Source organism: uncultured Nostoc sp. (genome assembly GCF_937863485.1).
Taxonomy (GTDB): Bacteria; Cyanobacteriota; Cyanobacteriia; order Cyanobacteriales; family Nostocaceae; genus Nostoc.
Map to the genome: position 1 here is coordinate 19,393 of NZ_CALMFY010000142.1, position 18,051 is coordinate 37,443.

Sequence of the window (18,051 nt, forward strand, 5' to 3'; positions counted from 1 at the left end):
CTCTCTGCCCCTCTGCTCTCTGCACCTCTGACCTTAAGCGAGAAATGCGGGTGCGGTACCCTGCGGGAAGCCGCTTTGCGTCTACGTTAAAAAAATTGACTTTGATAAAGAGTTTTAACCTTAACTGAACCGTATTGACTTGTAAACAGCTTATTAGCTTGACAGTCACCTATTTATAAGGCAAATAACCACAGCAAGTGTCTTTACAATATTAAGCTTAACTATTTTAAAAAGAAATAAAAATTAATTTTGTTAAGGTTTGATTACCAAAAAATATAGTAATTTACTCAATAAGTTGGTATTATCTTCAAGAGATTACACTTATCCATTTTGAAAACGCAAGTCTAAAAAGAGGTTTGCGGCTAACTTTGGCAAGTGATTTATTAGTTTTTAATAACTCATATTGAAAACTAAGTATTTTGTATCGTCTGCTAAGGAGTTGGAAGTTGAACGATTTTAAGGTTTGATTTTTTTCTAACAAAATTTATTGTCAACCTGCTCAATTTTGGCGATAACGATACTAATTTTTGGTGAGCAAACAGCTTTGAGCAAAACTATCTAATTTATCAATATCCAATAGTAAACGGAGAAATGTTTTATGCGTTTTACCCGACAAATACCCATTGCGTCTTTTCTGCTATCGATACTGGTTTTATGGCAGCCTAGTTTAGCTGACTCCAGGAGTGATGTTCACTGGAATAAAGAAGAAAAAACACCATCTATCTGGGAGAAAAATAAGTGTCCTGGAGGTTTTTCACAAAATTTTCGCTTGGGTGGAGAAGTCAAGAATCCAACCACCTATAACTTGCAAAACCTGAGAAATTTGCGAGATGCTTTAAAAAAACAAAATCCACCAGTAGTTACTGAAGTAACTGTGAGCTTTCAAACTGGCTCAGGTCCACGAACAGAAACATACTATGGAGTCCCCTTATGGGAATTGATTAATAATCCGAAAGCCGGAGGTGGTCTAAAATCTGGGAATTCTGGTTTGAATCCTAAAAACTCTCTTCTGAGACAATATGTTTTAGTTGAAGCCACAGATTGCTATGGTGCAGTTGTAGCTATTGGTGAAATTCAACCTAGCTATGAAGGGAAAAAAGTGCTAATTGCATTTGAAAAAAAAGATTCTAATGGTAAAGTCGTGTCTTTAATAGATGAAGGATTTGCTCGTTTAGTAGTTCCAGGTGACAAAGCTGGAGGTCGTTACGTGACTAATGTGAGAAATATCCTCATATTATCTGCTCCGGCTTCTCCTTTGAAACCAAGATATTTCTAATGAAGAGGCTAAGATTTTTAGTCTCAAGACTATCAGTAATAACTTCTGGAAACATTTGTAAATCTCTTAAGTGTGACGGGTGAAAAGCTTGTTTACATCCACCATGTCTTCAATAATTAACAAAATCCAATACAGTTCGGATAAGCTTTTGAGGTAAGGGAGGAAAAAGAGTTTTTGAGCAATAATTATTTCTCTCCTTGCTCAAGAACTGCTCCTCCTATTTGCCTCAACTGATAATACCAATTCAATTAATGATTGCAACACATCCTTGGGTGAAGACGCGATTCATCGCGTCTCTACAAATGGTCTATTTGTCGCATTCTTTTTTTTAAATTGGTATAAATTTCTTAACTAAATGAGATTGTATAGGACTTACGCACTGTACAAAATAATTATCCTGTGTATTGACGAAATTCGGTTCTTTCCGGCTGTTAGCGATTACTTTTAAATCAGTAGCAATCGCAGTTTAATAGTGAAAAAATCAAACTTAAATGCCTGAAAATTTATATCCATATTTATTTACTGATGTCAATACGCAAAACTTAATTGTAATAAAGCCAAAATTTGTCTATATAAAATAATTGACATTTTTCCAACTAAATTGGTAGTGTTAACCTTGAGGAAAAAATATCCAAAAATCTAAAGATTTTAGCAAGCAAATGAAAAAATATTTTTTGACAGGTTCTTTGGCAGCTTGTGCCTTTAGTGTTCTGATACAAAATCAAGCTTTTGCCGCTAATCTCAACTTATATGGAGCAGGTAGTTTAAGAAATGCACTAACGGAAGTAAGCCAAAACTTCACCCAAGAAACAGGAATAGGAACGAATACAGTATTTGGCCCATCAGGGATTAGAGAGCAAGCAATAGAAAGAGAACTCCAACTTGGACAGCCTACTGCTGATGTCTTTGCTAGTGCAGATATTGGAAATCCCCAAAAACTCTACATTAAGGGGTTGAGCAGTCAGCCAGTGGAATTTACTCAAAACCAGGTTGTAGCAGTGTTTTCCTCAAAGTATTCCCAGACAAAAATTACACCAAATCAGGTGTTAGATTACTTACTAAATCCCAACATCAAGTTGGGAGCTGCAACACCTATATTAGATCCTCTAGGAGACTACACTCAACAGATATTTACTCAAGCTAATTCAAAAAACCCTGGTAGTTTTGATACCCTGAATAGTAAAGCTTTACGATTAACAGGTGGAACGAATTCTCCAATAGTCCCATCAGGACAGGACAGCTTAGTATATTTTCTTGACAAAACTCAGCAAGCAGATGTTTTCTTAAGTTACTATACTGGCGCGATCGCATCGCAAAAAATTGATCCGAGTCTGCAAGTAGTTGGGCTACCAGATTATTTGTCTGTTGCAGCACCATTTGGTTTAACAGTTATCAAAAATGCTGACCCGAATGCACAGAAACTAGCAGATTATATTTTATCACCTAAAGGACAGGAAGTTTTGCATAAGTATGGATTTATTAGCCCGACCAAATCAGTACCCGAACCCAATTATGTTTGTGGATTATTACTAGCTGCGGCTATGGGTTTAGCACTAAATAAAAAATTGGCACAGCAAAAAATAGAGATTTCAAATCTTAGATAAACTGCAATTAAAATTGCAGTGATAGGGAAATGATTGTCACTACCAACAATCAAGATGCTAAATTTAGATGCCATACGTCATATAGGAATGCAGTCAGTTCCGTATCGCTATGCTGTGATCGAGAATTTGTTGTCCAAAGAGGCTAGTTTGGAACTTGCTGTTAGCTTTCCCCAAGAACAGTTTCGCTTATCAAAGGGCGAAGGATATGGATACCTCTGGAGTGAAATGCTTGCTAGTAATGAGGATATTGCCTTAATGTCCAAGTTTAGCGATCGCGCCAGTCCTGAGTTGGCAGTTCGCTGGCGCGATCGCATTGCAGACGGAAGATTATCTTCTAATCTTGAGAATCTTAGCAGCATTTGGCGAGAACTGATCGAAGAACTCTGGACACCTGGTTACCGCCAAGCCTTAACAGAAATGTCTGGGGTGGAACTCAAAGACTGTGCAATGGTGATTGGGTTTCGTCGATATAATCCAGGGCACTGTCATCGCCCTCATACTGATGAACCATCCAAAGCTCTAACTCATCTACTATTTTTCAATGAGCAATGGCCTATGGATTGGGGTGGTTGTTTGCGAATTCTCTATGACGAACAACCAGAATCCGTCTTCCAAGATATTCCACCACTGGGCCAGCTTTCGGCTGTGATTGTGCAAGCAGATAATTCGTGGCACATGGTTACGACCGTGGCATCGGCTGCATCACAGTGCCGATTGGCTCTCAGGGTCACTTTTTTTCATAAGCTCGATGCAGGTACTTAGTGTATTGCATCGACTTTGCACGATTGAAAACAATCTTTATTCTTTATTCCACTTCTTTGGGCTTGTGCAAGATGTCAGTTTAGCCTTTCCCCAATCCTCACCTCACAATTTGAGTTGGCAGACTACTAAATAAGCTTGTGAAATGAATAGATCAGCTACATAAAGTTCAATTCACAAAATTAGTCAAATATATTCAAAAAGTTTAATTTTAATAATTGGTTGATTTTTGTTAGTTATTTGCTTGATTTCAACAGTAGTACTGTTTGTCAAAGTTCGATAACCAAAAATCTTGGTAATAGTTACCAACAGTTGGTATTGTTTTAGAAACATGAATGCCAAAAGATAAAGGATCATTGGTTCTGCGATCGCCTATATCTTTGACATATTTTGTAGTGTGGTGATTTCACAGTAAATAGCTAATTGTGAGGAGTCATAGTGGCTTTGGAAAAATTATTTGTCTTGTTTCGGCGATGTCTTTTATTTACTGCCTCAATGGTGGCATATACTCTTCCTGTTCTGAGTCAGGAGATACCAAAAGCTGACAGACAACCATTACCCCAACAGACAGCAGCTAATCAAGTTGAACCAACTCAAAAGATTTATAGTTTGAGTGATATGCAATCTGCTTTCACCAGCGCAACGTATTTACTAAAGACACCCAACAATCAGAACTCTGTTTCTCAAATAAATCAAGCTACAACTCCTGTCGTGTCGGTGACGGATGTGAAGGTAAACACTACTGACAAAGGAATAGAGATAATTTTAGTTACGTCCAGTTCTGAGAAATTGTCAGTTTCTGGGAAAGTAGAAGGTAATTCCTACGTTGCAGATATCAAGAATGCTCACTTTCAACTGACAAGTGGTGAGAGTTTCCAACAATCAAAGCCATCTGCTGGCATAGCACTAGTTACAGTTACCAATGTGGACACTAACACGGTGCGGTTAACAGTCGTTGGGAAAACGGGTGCGCCAGTGGTGGAATTATTTGATAGTCAGACTGAGGGTTTGGTGTTTGGGGTAACTTCTACTGCAACAACACAGCAGACACCAGGGGAAAACTCGGCGATAGAACTAGAGGTAATTGCTCCCCCAGATACTGGTTATCGTATACCGGATGCCACTACCGGGACAAGAACAAATACGCTAAACCGGGATATTCCACAAACGGTTCAAGTTGTCCCAAGGGCAGTGATTGAAGACCAAGCAGACAAACGCGTTGGCGATGTCCTCAGAAATCTTGGCATCGGTCAAAACTCAGAACCAAGCCGCCTTGGCGAGAGTGTGATTATTCGTGGTTTTGATGTTGAGGCTTCAAATAGTCTCAGAGATGGTTTGAGAGATAATTTCACTAGTTTTATTGGCACTCCATTTCAAAATGACCTTGCCAACATAGAACGTGTAGAGGTATTAAAAGGGCCAGCTTCGGTACTTTACGGAAATGGCTCACCGGGAGGTGTGTATAATCTCATAACTAAACAGCCACTCAGTACACCTTACTACTCAATACAGGGTAATGTCGGTAGTTATAGCTTATATAAATCCTCCATAGACTTCACAGGTCCTCTGACGACTGATAAAAAGCTGTTGTATCGCTTCAATGCTGATTACGAAAATTCCGGCAGCTATATTAATCATGTATACGCAGAGCGGACTTTTTTTGCACCCGTTATTAGTTGGCAACCGAATCGTGACACAAAGCTGACTGTATCTGGGGAGTATCTCAGTTCACGACAAGCGGAACTCTCTCCTCTAGGTTTACCTGCGATTGGAACAATACTACCAAATCCAAATGGCAAGTTTTCTCCTAACACCTATGTGGGAGATCCGACGCAAGACAGAGAGAAGGTGACAGTAGGTCGAGTTGGCTACAAATTTGAGCATAATTTTAGTGATAAGTGGTCTTTGTACAATAGCTTGAGCTATGCGTTTGTAGAGCGACCTTATACTATTAACGTCACACCAACGAGTTTAGAGGCAGATAACCGTACTGTTGATCGCTTTGAGCAGATTTGGGGTCCGACTAGCGTCAGCAACCTTTCTCAAGATACTCATGTGGTGGGTAAGTTCAACACTGGTTCTCTAGAACACCAATTGCTCGTTGGCGTTGATTGGTATCAACGGATAGTTTCACCCTTCAGTTTTGTAGTCCGAACTTTTCCGTCGCTTGATATTTACAATCCAGTTTATGGCCAGACACCAGGAGATTTTTTGGACACTCGCAAAGATAAGGAAAGACTCGATGACTTAGGAATTTATTTTCAAGACCAATTAGCGATCGCACCTAATCTGAAGTTGGTCTTAGGTGGACGGGGGGACTTTGAGGATCAAAAGATCGTCGCCGCAACCACAAGCGACCCCACAAGCCCTATTGAGAGAAGTGTTACCTCCCAATCCAATTCAGCGTTTAGCCCACGTTTGGGCATTGTCTATCAACCGATTCCACCAGTTTCACTCTACGCTAGCTACAGTCGCTCTTTCGATCAAGCTTTGGGTACAGATGTTAATAACAATTCCTTTGAACCTACCCGTGGCACTCAGTATGAAGTTGGAGTCAAAACCGACTTGCTCAATAATAAACTTTCCGCAACACTCGCTTTGTACCAACTCACCCAAAGCAACATTGTAACGACAGATATAAACAATCCCACCTATGCTATCCAAGTTGGTGAGCAGAGAAGTAGAGGTGTTGAGCTATTTTTCACCGGGGAACTTGCCCCAGGATGGAACATCATTGCCGCTTACAACTATATTGATGGCCGTGTGACTCGTGACAACACTTTTAAAGTCGGAAGTTTACTTGCTAATACTCCAGAAAATAGCGCTTCTTTATGGACAACCTATATTATCCCCAAAGGCAAATTGCAAGGGTTGGGAGGCGGCTTAGGTGTGTTCTATTTTGGTGACAGAGAAGGTGATTTAACTAACACATACACTTTACCGAGTTATGTTCGCACCGATGCTGCTCTATACTACCGCCACAACCACTTCCAGGCAGCACTCAACTTCCAAAATTTATTTGATGTTCTTTATTATGGAGGTGCTTACAATATTAATCGCGTTTTTCGAGGTGAACCTTTCGGGGTAGAGGCAACTTTAAAGTGGCAGTTATAAAAGTAAATATCATGCTGAGGTGGCTATCCCTAATTGCAATGTTGCTGCTTCTATTTTTGTATGGTTGCAGCTTGTGGAAACCTTCACACAACAATAGTCATTCTTTAAGTTTTTCACCATCCCAAGTCGATGTCCGCGTAGTCAAACACGTTATGGGTGAAACGATAGTTCCTGCCCATCCTCAACGGGTAGTAGTTTTGGTTTACGCTTTATTAGAACCTACTTTTGCTTTGGGAGTCACGCCCATCGCTGCCCCAAAGGATGCTGTCTCTGACTTGCAGCGATTGGTGGGCAAACTTAAAGGCATTGAAGATGTGGGTTTGGAGTCTCCCAATCTAGAGAAGCTTTTGCGACTCAAGCCAGACTTAATTCTGGGCTTGAGTTCCCATCAAGATATCTACAGCCTGTTGTCCCACATTGCACCTACGGTTTTGGCTACTTTTGATCCAGCTGCACCGTGGAAGGGGTTCTTAACTTTTACTGCTGATGCCTTGGGGAAAACTCAGTTAGCGCAGCAGTTAATGACTAATTATTATGCACGTTTAGCACAGTTGAAAGCTTCTATAAATCAGCGTCTGTTACCTACAGTTATATCGGTGGCTGAATTGCGTACTGATGGAGTTTTCCTGCCTGAGGCGGCTTCTTTTGAGGGAGAAATATTTAAAGATGCTGGTATTCAACGTCCGCCAAATCAGTTACTCCATTTTGAGACGAGCAACAAAATGCGCTTGGGAGGACGTTATGCTTTTCTTCCCATATCTGAGGAACTCTTGGGTGAAATTGATGGAGATATGCTATTTTTAGTCACCGAAGATATAAGGAGTCATCAAAATCCCAATTCAGAACTTCAAAATTTGAAGGCATCTCCACTATGGTCTAAGTTAAAAGTCGTGCAGCACTCCTCAGTGCATGAAGTTGGTTTTTACTGGCGTGGTATGGGCCCGATCTCAGCAAACCTATTAATAGACGATTTATTCCGATATTTAATTAAATCTATTAAACCAACAACTACTATGCCATAAGTATCCCACACTCAATATATTATGATATTGGCGTTCTCACGCATGACTCAGGACAGGCTTTATAATTGCAGATGATCGGGCATAAATCCCGATGATTGCCCGAATTCAATTAACGACTGCCCGAATTCAATTAACGACTGTCCAAATTCAATTAACGCCTGCCCAAATTCAATCAACGACTGCCCAAATTCAATAAACGACTGTCCAAATTCAATCAACGACTGTCCGAATTTAATATAGGAACTTAGTAAACTTGCTTTTATTAAACACGAAAGCGATCGCCTATTGAACCGATACAAAGCGTAGACGCTTCTTCAGCTTGTCGTCAGACATCGCACAAAAATTTATACCAATTGCTCATAACTGTTTAACTGTTAAGTGCGATCGCGACTATTTTCAATGTAACGACGCAAAACTGAGTTAATCAGTGTTTTGTACTCTGCACCTTGTTCACGAAACCACGTTATCACTTCTGAATCTAACTCAATCAGGTCACGGGCTTGTGTTGCCGGAATCCTCAGCGTGGCATTTTCAAAAAACTCATCGCTCAACGGTGGGATGTCTGAGTAATCAATATCCTCATCCGTCATCGCCTCTAATGCAGCCCAATCAGTACCTGAGGTATTGTTCAAGTCGTTGACGCTCATTTCGGTTTGCCCTTCGTGCTGAGATAATACGGACTATGTTGTTCTGTCGTTCTGTCCAAACTACAACCGCTATACCGTTGCCTAAAAAGCCAATTCCAATCCAGCGATCTTCGCCATAATCAAAACGCTCATCAAGCTCAATCAGCATGGAATTGTTAAACATTCCGGGGACATCTGCAAAATCAATTCGATGTTTACGAATATTTTCAAGATTCTTTGTTTCGTCCCACTCAAACTGTATGAAGGCTTAATGAACAATACACAAATAGTTAAGCCCATTATCGCTTATTTCAGATGAATGATAAATCCTGCGATCGCTTCATTACTCATCTGCTACCCACTTTTCGTAATCGCAGCTCATCAGCTTTTGTTTAACCGAATCAATGACCTCAGATGAAAAAGTCGTCATTGATCCAACTCGGTAAACGTCGTTTAATACAAAGTGGTAATCTTTTCCTGTATACTCAGCAACAACTTGAGCTAGACTGCGATCGGACATATTTTTGTAGAGTATTGATAGCAAAGGCAGATATTTCTGATCATCAATACCTTGAGGAAAAGCACACTGAATCAACTGATAAGTACTTGCTAAATAGGCTGGGATTGTCTTCTGCATAATTCAGTTACCTGTCAATGAATAGGGGAGATAAAGATAGACATTAAAATCAACCCCTTGGGCACTGGCTGCGCGAACAGCTTTCGCATCCGCTGTCATAGTTACAATACCCATTTGGTCGCCTGTTCCTAAAATGATTATATTGTTAGCATCCAGGCTTCGAGTTGGTCTTAATGTTTGGGCTGCTGCGGAAGGATTGTCTGGAACGACCATAACTATTTGCAAAAAACGATTTGCTCTTGTCTGTTCTGAGCTACCTGCTGAATACTGCACAATATTAACGAATTCATTAAATGCAGTTTGTGCTATGAACATTTGTTGCTTGTTGACGAAAGCTCGTAGTTTATAGCGAACAGGAGAACCCTCAGCAATGAATGCAACTGCGGTATTAGTATCTAGATTAATCACGTTTTATGTGAACCAAAAATCACAGCACTATATACTTGGCGTTGTGATGTGATTATCCCACGATAAGCATTATTGCTAATTGTTACACAACAGAGAAAAGCTGTGTTAAGAAGTCTTTCAGCCTTTACATCAAAGAACAGCGACGTTGCAACGCTTGCTTAAGTAAAGTTTGATATTCTTCATCCTCAACCCGATAAGCACCAAACCTCTCCAAATGAGGATTCATCATTTGGGCATCAAAAAACACAAATTTCCTCTGGCGCAATCTTTCCACCAACTTGACCATCGCTACCTTTGAACCTTCGGGAATGCGGTAAAACATCGACTCGCCAATGAAAGCACCGCCAATAACAATCCCTAAAATTCCCCCTGCTAATTCGTCACCCTGCCAAGTTTCAAAACTATAAGCATAACCATTTTGGTAAAGTAGCCAATAAATCTTTTGCAATTCCGGTGAAATCCAAGTTGTCTCTCTGTCAGCACACCCAGCCACCACAGCTTGAAAGTCCTGATTAATCGCCACAGTAAACCGCTCTTGATTGATGACACGCTGCAAAGACTTGGGGTAGCGAAACCGCTCATCCAAAGGAATAAAAGTTCGATCGCGACTTCCGTACCAACTCAGGCGATCGCGCTCATCAGCCATGAGAAAATAGCCTTGTGCATAGCCCTCAACAATAGCGGCGATATCATATTGCATAAATAAATATAAAATAAACACTCTTAGAAACGCACTTTGATGCTAACAGTCAACCTCAGCGTTCCTCTGTGTTTCCTTCTGCGTCCCTCTGCATTTAAGATAAAAAAATGACTCAACCAATTCCACCCATCACCCTACCACCGCCTGAAAATCCGCTGCTCGAAGGTGAATGGTTACGAGAGCGTTTACAGCGGTGGCTAGATACAGAATTTATCCCCGAAGCAGTCAACCAAAATATTGCCCAACGAGCCGCACAGATTTTTGTGCGTCAACGGATGGAAGGAGAAAACGACCTTGGTTCTCTGGTAATTGCCATTGTCACAGAGATGCAGTCGTATGATTTTTCCAATAGCTTCTATGGAGAGTTTGCGATCGCCAACGCCGTCAGCGATCTACTCTTAGAAAGTCTGGGAATTGATAAATGTTGTGGTCAATAATTGTTGTCATTTGTCATTAGTCCTTTGTTATTTACCAATGACTAATGACTGTTGACTACCAACTAGACTTAACAACTCCAGGCAAAAGACCTTCATGCGCCCATTCCCGCAGTACATTCCGAGACAGTCCGAAATCGCGGTAAACACCTCTAGAACGACCAGTCAACCAGCAACGATTGCGGTGGCGGGTGGGCGCACTATTCCGGGGTAGCTGTTGAATCTTCCGGTGGATTTCCAGCTTATCCAAGGGAGATTCTGCACTTCTGAACTCATCCAGAAGAGCTTCCCGCTTGTCAGCATACTTTTCTATCAACCTGGTGCGCTTTTTCTCGCGCTCAATCAAGCTCTTTTTTGCCATACAATTTTTAATTGATTAAAAGACAGCATTTTCCATTCTACAGTCTCTCTATCAATTCTAGGGTTTTTGTGTTGCCTACTGGTCTGTCAAGCTGAAATTGACGGACATGGGGACACGAGGCGAAGAGACAGAAATTACGCACTGAAAACCTACCCTACAACCACTGGTTTATTCGCAGCAGGACATAAATCAGCAAGCTCACAAGCGATGCAGGCAGGAGAGCGGGCTTTGCAAATCGCACGACCGTGATAAACCAGCCGAATTGACCAATTTTCCCAATCTGATTGCGGCAATAACCCGATTAAGTCTTGCTCAATCCGAACCGGGTCTTTTGCTTCAGTTAAACCCAAACGCTCACACAGGCGCTTGACGTGAGTATCTACCGTCACCCCAGCATTAATGCCATAAGCATGAGCCAGAACTACATTTGCTGTCTTCCGCGCCACACCTGGAAGCTTTAACAACTGTTCCATTTGGTTGGGGACAACAGAGTTAAACTCAGTGACAATCATCCGACATGCGGCTTGAATGTTCTTGGCTTTATTGCGATAAAACCCAGTTGAACGCACCAAGGTTTCTAATTCTACCAAGTCAGCGATCACTAAACTAGCAGCATCAGGAAACTTACTAAATAAAACTGGTGTCACTTTATTCACCCGCTCATCAGTACACTGAGCCGAAAGAATAGTTGCCACCAACAGTTGTACTGGCGTTGAGTAATTCAAAGAGCAAGTAGCATCTGGATAAAGACGCTTCAGACGAGCTAAAATTTCTAGCGATCGTTGCTTTTTAGATAACGATTTGCAGGTAATGCTCACTGGAACAATTTTTGTACCCATTCCAATTGGCTAGTTAATTGGGTGGTTTCTTTGACGATCAAGAAAATTCCTAGTCCTAAGAGTAACACCAAACCTGTTTGCATTACACCTTCTTGAATACGAGCAGGAACAGGCTTACCGCGCAAACCTTCAATCAGCAGAAAAGCGAGTTGTCCGCCATCCAAAGCTGGTAAAGGCAAAATATTGATAATAGCCAAGTTAATGCTGATAATTGCAGCAAAAGACAACAAGTTTACGCTATTGTCCTCAGCTAATTTTGCACCTATTTTGACAATATTAACTGGCCCAGAAACTTGTCCAGCAGTTTGTTGAAAGTTGGTAATTAACTGCCCAAAACCACTGAGTGTTCCAACAAATAATTGTTGAAACCTGTTAGCAGCAATGCCGAAAATTTCAAAAGGACTATTAGGACGGCGATAAACTGCTGTAGCATTTGGACTGAGTGCCACACCAACTACACCTTTGCCATCGGCTCCTAGTTTTGGTGTTAATTTCAGGGTTTGTTGTTGATTTTTACGCAGAATTTTCAGTTCGATTTGCTGATTGGGATGAGTTTGAATTTCTTTAGTCAGCAAAGGAGTTGACTTGTCAGAAGCCGGGAGTTCTTGACCATTAACAGCCAGAATAATATCTCCTTCCCGAATTCCTGCTTGATAGGCAACAGATTCTTGATTAACAGGCTGTACAAGGACACCAGCTTGATAGTTTAATTCCTTAGGAATACCGACGATACCTAATTGCAGAGCCAGCACCAAATAGGCAAATATTAAATTGGCGATTACTCCGGCACTGATGACGATCGCCCGGTCTAATACTGGACGGTTACGCAGCAGATTCGGGTCATTGGGTGGAACATCGCTATCGGGGTCATCATCGGGAAAGCCCACAAAGCCGCCCAAGGGAAAGGCACGGACAGCATATTCGGTTTGTGAACCTTGGTACTTTAAAAGAACTGGGCCAAAACCCAAAGAAAAACGGTTAACCAGAATGCCTTGAGAACGGGCTGCAACAAAATGTCCCAACTCGTGTACCAAGATCAGAACAGCCAAGACTGCGATCGCTGCTAAAACTGACATAGAGTAAATTAGTGAAGATATTAAGCTATAGTTATATCCATTCTAATTGGGCATTTGGCATTGGGCATTGGGGAGCCACTGCGTTGTCCAGGTTCCCCGGCTTGTCCCTTGCGCGTCTCCCTTAGGAGAAGTTAAGTGGCATTATTGGGTATGGGGCATATTTCATCCCTGGTTTTAACATCTAAAGCTACAACTTTTCTCCCTGCTGAAAGTAAGGTTGCAGCGCTTCTGGTATCCTCACGGTCCCATCAGGTTGTTGATAATTCTCCAAAATTGCTGCCATCGTCCTTCCCACAGCTAAACCCGAACCATTGAGGGTATGTACGAACTGAGTACCTTTCTTCCCCGCCTCCTTGAAGCGAATATCAGCTCGTCGCGCCTGGAAATCTATAGTATTGGAACAGCTAGAAATTTCGCGGTATTTGCCAGAAGAGGGCAACCAAACCTCTAAATCATAAGTTTTGGTAGAGGCAAATCCCAAATCCCCAGTACTTAAATTTACGACTCGGTAAGGCAACTGCAACGCCTGTAAAATTGCTTCTGCATTCCCCACCAATTTCTCCAGTTCATCAAAGGACGTACTGGGTTCGACAAATTTCACCATTTCCACCTTGTTAAATTGATGCAGGCGAATTAATCCCCGCATATCGCGCCCATAACTACCAGCTTCGCGGCGAAAACAGGGAGTAAAAGCACAGTGGTAAATAGGTAAGTTTTCCGCAGCGAGAATTTCACCCCGGTAGAGATTTGTAACTGGAACCTCTGCTGTGGGAATAAGCCACAAATCGTCATCAGCGCATTTAAAGCTTTCTTCAGCAAACTTGGGTAACTGACCGGTCGCCGTCAAAGACTCGGTATTCACTAACAGCGGCGGACTGACTTCCACATACCCAGCTTGAGTATGGAGAGCAAGCATAAATTGAATTAATGCCCTCTCCAATGCTGCACCAGCGCCTATCAATGTCACAAAGCGACTTTGGGCAACTTTTACCGCTCGCTCAACATTAAGAATACCTAGCTTTTCGCCGATTTCCCAGTGAGGAAGAATATTCAGATTTTGGGGAATGTACTCATCACCCCAACGGCGCACTTCTACGTTATCTTCCTCATTCTTTCCAAGGGGTGTAGAGTCGCTTGGTAAGTTGGGAAGTGCCAATACAAGTTGGGCAATTTCAGCTTTGAGGTTTTTTTCCTGGGGTTCAAGTTCGCTCAACGTAGCTTTGACAGAGTTACCTTCATCCCGCAAAGCTTGAATTTCTGGGTCTTGAGGATTGATTCCAGATTTAATCTTCTGCCCGACAATTTTACCGATTTCATTGCTACGAGCTTGAAGTTGACTACGTGTCCCCTCTAGTTGCCGTTGTTGCCGATCTAATTGTAAAATCGGTTCAATGTCGTATTTACCACTACGACTGTTCAATCGTTCTTGAACTAATTGCGGATTTTCCCGTATTTGCTTAATATCCAGCACAAATTTTTCTCAGTTTTTAGCCTAAATTCTTCCTGTCAATACAGTTAACATATAAGCATTTAGCATATAGTAAATTTGCTTTGCTGTAACTGGAAAAACAAAGTTTATTGGAAAAATTAGTCTCAATCTCTAATCAAGATTTTACCCTAGCATCACTGCCAGGGCTAAGAAACCACATAATGCATTTGACTAATCATGAATTCGGATCTTGAGTTACTGTCGTTTCAGTAACCTGAGCAAGACTTTGACCATTACCATTATTGTTATCAGCGGCTGCAAACGTCCTTTGAGTGATATTCGCTGGTTCCTTATCGTCTCTATTTTGTCCAGGTGAAGGTAACCAGTATGCAAGCACACCTGATAAACCACCCCAGTAAAGCGCAATATTCTTTTCGTCCCCTGGCGAACCAAGCTTGAAAATGCACAGCCCCAACACGACGCTACTAAAGAAAACCTGTACGCCAAATCTCCATACGTCTTGATTAAATTTCTGTGTTGGTTGATTTTTCATAGTGTCAAATTGATTTTTCATAGTGTCAGACTTCCAAAAAAGGTACTTATCATCCCTGTGCTAGTTTTGGCATCACCTACTAGTACAACACGGTGTAAATAGAGCAACCATTTAAAAACCCTAAAAAGCCCATTCCGTAATACTTTTGACTTTTGACTTTTGAACGCCAGTTGCTTCAAGTCGGCAGAGCCGCCCAACGCACTGGCTCCTTTTAACTTCCGCCTTGCGGTACTAGAGGCTTGTAGAGACGTGAAATTTCGCGTCTCTACAACAGGATTTTGATGACAAACCAACTAATCAAATTTAATCAAGGATTATAAGGATTATGTAGTTGTCTTCACACCCAGTTTTGTCCGTTTCGGAAAAGTATGATTAATTTCTTTTGACTCCTGAAAACTCAGCACTCAGGACTCATATTAGGGTCGGTTAATCCGATTGAGTAGCCAAAGTGACGCAATAAGCCCTGCAAAATGCGCTGAGACAGTGTTGGTGTTTGCCTGCACCACAAGCATATCTAGACCGCTAATAATCCGGGTGGGGTCAAAAAGTTGCGTAGTTATGGCTTGGGGAGATATGGATCTTGCTACCAGTGTCCCAACGATCGCTTGCGCCCCCAAAAGAGTTACCAGCGTTCCCCCTAAATTTACCCACACCCCTAAGCGTAATACTTGCACAGTCTCGCTTTTACGAGGGCGGTTGCTGGAATTGGAAGATTCCAATTGCTTGCCAATTCTAGTGTAACGGTAAGCTAAATAAATGCCCGCAGCCAAAATAACCAGTCCACAAATTGCTAAAAATACGCCAAAACCAGTCCCAGGATTATTAGCAGGACTGCCAGTTCTTTGATTAAAGATGGCGAACAGCAGCACAATTATGCTAGAAACAACGCCTAGTACTAGCTGAATCCAGAAGCTAATCCAACCTGTAAGGCGAAAGGTTTGGGCAATCGCCCGGAGAGTTGAGGAAGATGATGGAGCATCGGGAGTCTGTGACATACTGTTCACCAATGTGCTGGGCGCTTTCAAAAGACACAAAAACACGGAGAGAAGTCTGAGCTGAAAGCCTCAGATCAGAACTTCCAGGGGACACGGAAAGCCTTGTTGAGAGGTATCGCACTTTGCGTCTCTCCCTTTGCTAGTCTTTGCGTCTTCTTTGATAAATTTACTATCACACTTGCCAAATAAGATAAGAGATTCTCTTGTGGAGGATATCAGAAATAGTTAATGCTTAGGTGTGTCCACAGGCGTAGCAGCTTTAACCCATATGTCTTCTGCTTAAGCTTTTAGAATCTACATTGGTAAAATCACTGTAAAACAAAGTGTTTCTTAAGTTTTACAGACAAAATTGCATTTTACCTGTAAAATTTCTTCGATGGCATTTTATTGCTTAAGCAGTTCTAACCAGTTCGGCATCACTTAATACCAAGATAGTGACTTCGCCACTGTCTGTTTGCTCCTCACCACACCGGATCGAGCTTGGGTAGGGGTACAGTATTTTGTGCCCCTAAAACTCGCAAACTCGTCCCACAACTTCACAGGCGTGGGTAATTATTTGGTGTTTACGCTTTGGAAATCTAGTCCAAGTAGTTTTATATACATTGGTTATTTAGTGGTAGCACTGTATACTGACTACAAGGAATATAGACCTTACCCTAAGGCATTTTTTTAGCCATTCATTAACCATGAAACTTGAGGATATATATCAATTTTTTGAGAATCCTCCGCCAACTTACCTTTGTCAGGAAGTAGCAGTTTGTTACATACTGTCTGTTTTGTTACAAGGTGAATCCTACGGAACTGAGTTGATTGAGCGATTAGAAACTGAATATTCCACCTATAGGCTTTCGGATACCGTACTTTATAGTGCAATCAAATTTCTGGAAGACCAAAAGGCAATCACTGGATATTGGAAGAAACTCGAAGGACGAGGACGCCCCAGGCGGATGTACCAAGTTTTTCCAGGATGGCAAGTTCAAGCACAGGATTTAGCTTTTCTTTGGCAAGACTACATCAACAGAAGGACAAAGTAACGAATAATTGATAATGAATGAGTCTCCTCCAGTCAATCAATTTTGGATTTTGGATTTCCGATTTTGGATTGACCCCGACCACAAGGGTATGGGGCTTGAGGATTTTAAATTGAGAATTTTGGATTTGTTCCGCCCACGTACTCCGTAGGAGAAGCAAGCTAGCAAGAGCGGCACGTACCCCTACGGGGATCTTGGTACGCGTTAGCGTTTCCAAGAGTTGTGCGGGGCGGGGCATGAACCAAAAAATCTTTTATCTAAAATCTTTTATCTAAAATTCGTAGTCAAACACTAACAATTAGTTATGGATACTGCTATTCTGCCATCTACGTTCTTGCTTACCTTGTTGTTATCGGTTGGGCTGTTTTTCTTTATTCGTGCCTCGACTAAAGACCGCATAGAAACAGCGCAACTGGTATCTGAACAAGACGAAGCGGCTTTAATGTCTCAATTAAAAGAGTATTTTCGCTCACGGTCTTACCGAGTGGTAGCGGTAGACCGAGAACAAAACAAAGTGACTTTTGAGGGTAATGTTCGCCCCAGTTGGTTCTTAGCTATATTTTTAACTTTGCTGGCAGCGACTGGTATTGTTTGTCTATCACTAGTCGTTTCTCTGCTTTTTCCTAACCTCAGTACCCTTGTTCTGGCTATGGTACTGCTGTCGCCTTTAAGTGGTCTATTTTATTGGAAAAAATCTGGAAGACTTGAGAAGGTGTCGCTCAAAGTAGAAACAACTCAGAGCGAACAAACCTCCTCAAGTAAGATCACTGTAGTTGCCCATCGAGATGAACTCAGTGAGTTACAGAGAACTCTACAGCTCAAGGCTGGTGAATAATTGTTGGTTTGGGTGACCATCTCTTAACTATGATATGCAGACTTTTTACCTGACCTACTCTTTAGGCAATGGAAAGTAGTCAGGAGGAAATCAAGACTTCTGCTTTGTCAGTTTTCCCCACGACACAAGTCGTGGGGAAAAATTTAAATTTATTAACTTAAATTTGTTGACAGAGCTTCCTTAACAATTTACGGCATAAGAGCGCAACTTCACTAGCGCTTTTGGACGCGCTTGGCTCTATACCCACTCCCTTCTGCATCATGACACTAGCATCAACCCATGCAATCTAGCGTGGTTTGAGACAAGTTGACTTTCCAACTACTTGGACTAGGCTTAAAAAGCAAATCAGCTC

19 protein-coding genes are annotated in these 18,051 nt (G+C 41.7%); 8 read left to right on the forward strand and 11 right to left on the reverse strand.

Annotated elements, in window-relative coordinates; translation table 11 throughout:
* The first annotated feature begins 598 nt into the window (after nucleotides 1-598).
* The 5 genes from Q0541_RS18710 (at nucleotide 599) to Q0541_RS18730 (ending at nucleotide 7,775) form a co-directional block, all read left to right on the forward strand.
* On the forward strand, nucleotides 599-1,276 hold the full coding sequence (locus Q0541_RS18710) for a hypothetical protein (RefSeq protein WP_298913382.1): 678 nt from the start codon (nucleotides 599-601) through the stop codon (nucleotides 1,274-1,276).
* A gap of 659 nt (nucleotides 1,277-1,935) precedes the next feature.
* The gene (locus tag Q0541_RS18715) at nucleotides 1,936-2,880 is read left to right on the forward strand and encodes an extracellular solute-binding protein (RefSeq protein ID WP_298913385.1); all 945 of its coding nucleotides are present in this window, start codon (nucleotides 1,936-1,938) and stop codon (nucleotides 2,878-2,880) included.
* 33 nt (nucleotides 2,881-2,913) lie between these two features.
* A complete protein-coding gene (locus tag Q0541_RS18720) occupies nucleotides 2,914-3,642 on the forward strand; it encodes a 2OG-Fe(II) oxygenase family protein (protein ID WP_298913388.1) in 729 nt (242 codons plus the stop codon).
* Between the two features lie 435 nt (nucleotides 3,643-4,077).
* The gene (locus Q0541_RS18725) at nucleotides 4,078-6,753 is read left to right on the forward strand and encodes a TonB-dependent siderophore receptor (protein WP_298913391.1); all 2,676 of its coding nucleotides are present in this window, start codon (nucleotides 4,078-4,080) and stop codon (nucleotides 6,751-6,753) included.
* Nucleotides 6,741-7,775, forward strand: coding sequence for an iron-siderophore ABC transporter substrate-binding protein (locus Q0541_RS18730; protein ID WP_298913394.1), 1,035 nt, complete (start codon nucleotides 6,741-6,743; stop codon nucleotides 7,773-7,775). The genes Q0541_RS18725 and Q0541_RS18730 overlap by 13 nt, the downstream gene beginning before the upstream one ends.
* A gap of 374 nt (nucleotides 7,776-8,149) precedes the next feature.
* On the opposite strand, the gene Q0541_RS18735 is transcribed toward Q0541_RS18730, so the two are convergent.
* The 5 genes from Q0541_RS18735 to aat form a co-directional block, all read right to left on the reverse strand.
* Nucleotides 8,150-8,422 carry a BrnA antitoxin family protein gene (locus tag Q0541_RS18735; protein ID WP_298913397.1) on the reverse strand — a complete coding sequence of 91 codons (273 nt, stop codon included), beginning with the start codon at nucleotides 8,420-8,422 and terminating at the stop codon, nucleotides 8,150-8,152.
* Nucleotides 8,385-8,663, reverse strand: a complete 279-nt coding sequence (locus Q0541_RS18740) for a BrnT family toxin (RefSeq protein ID WP_366941896.1) — start codon at nucleotides 8,661-8,663, stop codon at nucleotides 8,385-8,387. The genes Q0541_RS18735 and Q0541_RS18740 overlap by 38 nt, the downstream gene beginning before the upstream one ends.
* Before the next feature lie 81 nt (nucleotides 8,664-8,744).
* Nucleotides 8,745-9,038 (reverse strand): DUF3349 domain-containing protein, encoded by a 294-nt coding sequence (locus Q0541_RS18745; protein ID WP_298913400.1) that lies wholly within the window; start codon nucleotides 9,036-9,038, stop codon nucleotides 8,745-8,747.
* A gap of 3 nt (nucleotides 9,039-9,041) precedes the next feature.
* The gene (locus Q0541_RS18750) at nucleotides 9,042-9,446 is read right to left on the reverse strand and encodes a DUF1308 domain-containing protein (RefSeq protein ID WP_298913403.1); all 405 of its coding nucleotides are present in this window, start codon (nucleotides 9,444-9,446) and stop codon (nucleotides 9,042-9,044) included.
* A gap of 124 nt (nucleotides 9,447-9,570) precedes the next feature.
* Entirely contained in the window at nucleotides 9,571-10,146 is a 576-nt protein-coding gene (gene aat, locus Q0541_RS18755) for a leucyl/phenylalanyl-tRNA--protein transferase (RefSeq protein WP_298913407.1), read from the reverse strand.
* A gap of 107 nt (nucleotides 10,147-10,253) precedes the next feature.
* Here aat and Q0541_RS18760 point away from each other — a divergent pair, with 107 nt between their 5' ends.
* Nucleotides 10,254-10,583: a hypothetical protein gene (locus Q0541_RS18760; protein WP_012410384.1), complete on the forward strand. Its 330-nt coding sequence runs from the start codon at nucleotides 10,254-10,256 to the stop codon at nucleotides 10,581-10,583.
* Between the two features lie 55 nt (nucleotides 10,584-10,638).
* Here Q0541_RS18760 and rpsN read toward each other — a convergent pair whose 3' ends face one another.
* From rpsN to Q0541_RS18790, 6 genes are all read right to left on the reverse strand, one after another.
* The gene (rpsN, locus tag Q0541_RS18765; RefSeq protein ID WP_298913413.1) at nucleotides 10,639-10,941 is read right to left on the reverse strand and encodes a 30S ribosomal protein S14; all 303 of its coding nucleotides are present in this window, start codon (nucleotides 10,939-10,941) and stop codon (nucleotides 10,639-10,641) included.
* A 149-nt stretch (nucleotides 10,942-11,090) separates the two neighbouring features.
* A complete protein-coding gene (gene nth, locus Q0541_RS18770; RefSeq protein ID WP_298913415.1) occupies nucleotides 11,091-11,780 on the reverse strand; it encodes an endonuclease III in 690 nt (229 codons plus the stop codon).
* Complete coding sequence (rseP, locus tag Q0541_RS18775; protein WP_298913417.1) at nucleotides 11,756-12,856, reverse strand: RIP metalloprotease RseP; 1,101 nt, start codon at nucleotides 12,854-12,856, stop codon at nucleotides 11,756-11,758. Before rseP ends, nth begins: the two co-directional genes overlap by 25 nt.
* Before the next feature lie 187 nt (nucleotides 12,857-13,043).
* Nucleotides 13,044-14,327, reverse strand: coding sequence for a serine--tRNA ligase (serS, locus tag Q0541_RS18780; RefSeq protein WP_298913419.1), 1,284 nt, complete (start codon nucleotides 14,325-14,327; stop codon nucleotides 13,044-13,046).
* Between the two features lie 193 nt (nucleotides 14,328-14,520).
* Nucleotides 14,521-14,859 carry a hypothetical protein gene (locus Q0541_RS18785; protein WP_298913421.1) on the reverse strand — a complete coding sequence of 113 codons (339 nt, stop codon included), beginning with the start codon at nucleotides 14,857-14,859 and terminating at the stop codon, nucleotides 14,521-14,523.
* Between the two features lie 395 nt (nucleotides 14,860-15,254).
* Nucleotides 15,255-15,833 carry a DUF3611 family protein gene (locus Q0541_RS18790; protein ID WP_298913424.1) on the reverse strand — a complete coding sequence of 193 codons (579 nt, stop codon included), beginning with the start codon at nucleotides 15,831-15,833 and terminating at the stop codon, nucleotides 15,255-15,257.
* A gap of 686 nt (nucleotides 15,834-16,519) precedes the next feature.
* On the opposite strand from Q0541_RS18790, the gene Q0541_RS18795 reads away from it, so the two are divergent.
* The gene (locus tag Q0541_RS18795; protein WP_298913428.1) at nucleotides 16,520-16,867 is read left to right on the forward strand and encodes a PadR family transcriptional regulator; all 348 of its coding nucleotides are present in this window, start codon (nucleotides 16,520-16,522) and stop codon (nucleotides 16,865-16,867) included.
* Nucleotides 16,868-17,168: 301 nt separating this feature from the next.
* Nucleotides 17,169-17,699 carry a cofactor assembly of complex C subunit B gene (locus Q0541_RS18800; RefSeq protein ID WP_298913431.1) on the forward strand — a complete coding sequence of 177 codons (531 nt, stop codon included), beginning with the start codon at nucleotides 17,169-17,171 and terminating at the stop codon, nucleotides 17,697-17,699.
* Nucleotides 17,700-18,051: the final 352 nt, after the last annotated feature.

Bases quoted from the DNA above. Each gene is read 5' to 3' on its own strand.
- rseP (WP_298913417.1), bottom strand. From the start codon at position 12,856: ATGTCAGTTTTAGCAGCGATCGCAGTCTTGGCTGTTCTGATCTTGGTA.
- Q0541_RS18785 (WP_298913421.1), bottom strand. From the start codon at position 14,859: ATGAAAAATCAATTTGACACTATGAAAAATCAACCAACACAGAAATTT.
- aat (WP_298913407.1), bottom strand. From the start codon at position 10,146: ATGCAATATGATATCGCCGCTATTGTTGAGGGCTATGCACAAGGCTAT.
- Q0541_RS18745 (WP_298913400.1), bottom strand. From the start codon at position 9,038: ATGCAGAAGACAATCCCAGCCTATTTAGCAAGTACTTATCAGTTGATT.
- Q0541_RS18715 (WP_298913385.1), top strand. From the start codon at position 1,936: ATGAAAAAATATTTTTTGACAGGTTCTTTGGCAGCTTGTGCCTTTAGT.
- Q0541_RS18735 (WP_298913397.1), bottom strand. From the start codon at position 8,422: ATGAGCGTCAACGACTTGAACAATACCTCAGGTACTGATTGGGCTGCA.
- Q0541_RS18795 (WP_298913428.1), top strand. From the start codon at position 16,520: ATGAAACTTGAGGATATATATCAATTTTTTGAGAATCCTCCGCCAACT.
- nth (WP_298913415.1), bottom strand. From the start codon at position 11,780: ATGGGTACAAAAATTGTTCCAGTGAGCATTACCTGCAAATCGTTATCT.
- Q0541_RS18790 (WP_298913424.1), bottom strand. From the start codon at position 15,833: ATGTCACAGACTCCCGATGCTCCATCATCTTCCTCAACTCTCCGGGCG.
- Q0541_RS18800 (WP_298913431.1), top strand. From the start codon at position 17,169: ATGGATACTGCTATTCTGCCATCTACGTTCTTGCTTACCTTGTTGTTA.
- Q0541_RS18710 (WP_298913382.1), top strand. From the start codon at position 599: ATGCGTTTTACCCGACAAATACCCATTGCGTCTTTTCTGCTATCGATA.
- rpsN (WP_298913413.1), bottom strand. From the start codon at position 10,941: ATGGCAAAAAAGAGCTTGATTGAGCGCGAGAAAAAGCGCACCAGGTTG.
- Q0541_RS18760 (WP_012410384.1), top strand. From the start codon at position 10,254: ATGACTCAACCAATTCCACCCATCACCCTACCACCGCCTGAAAATCCG.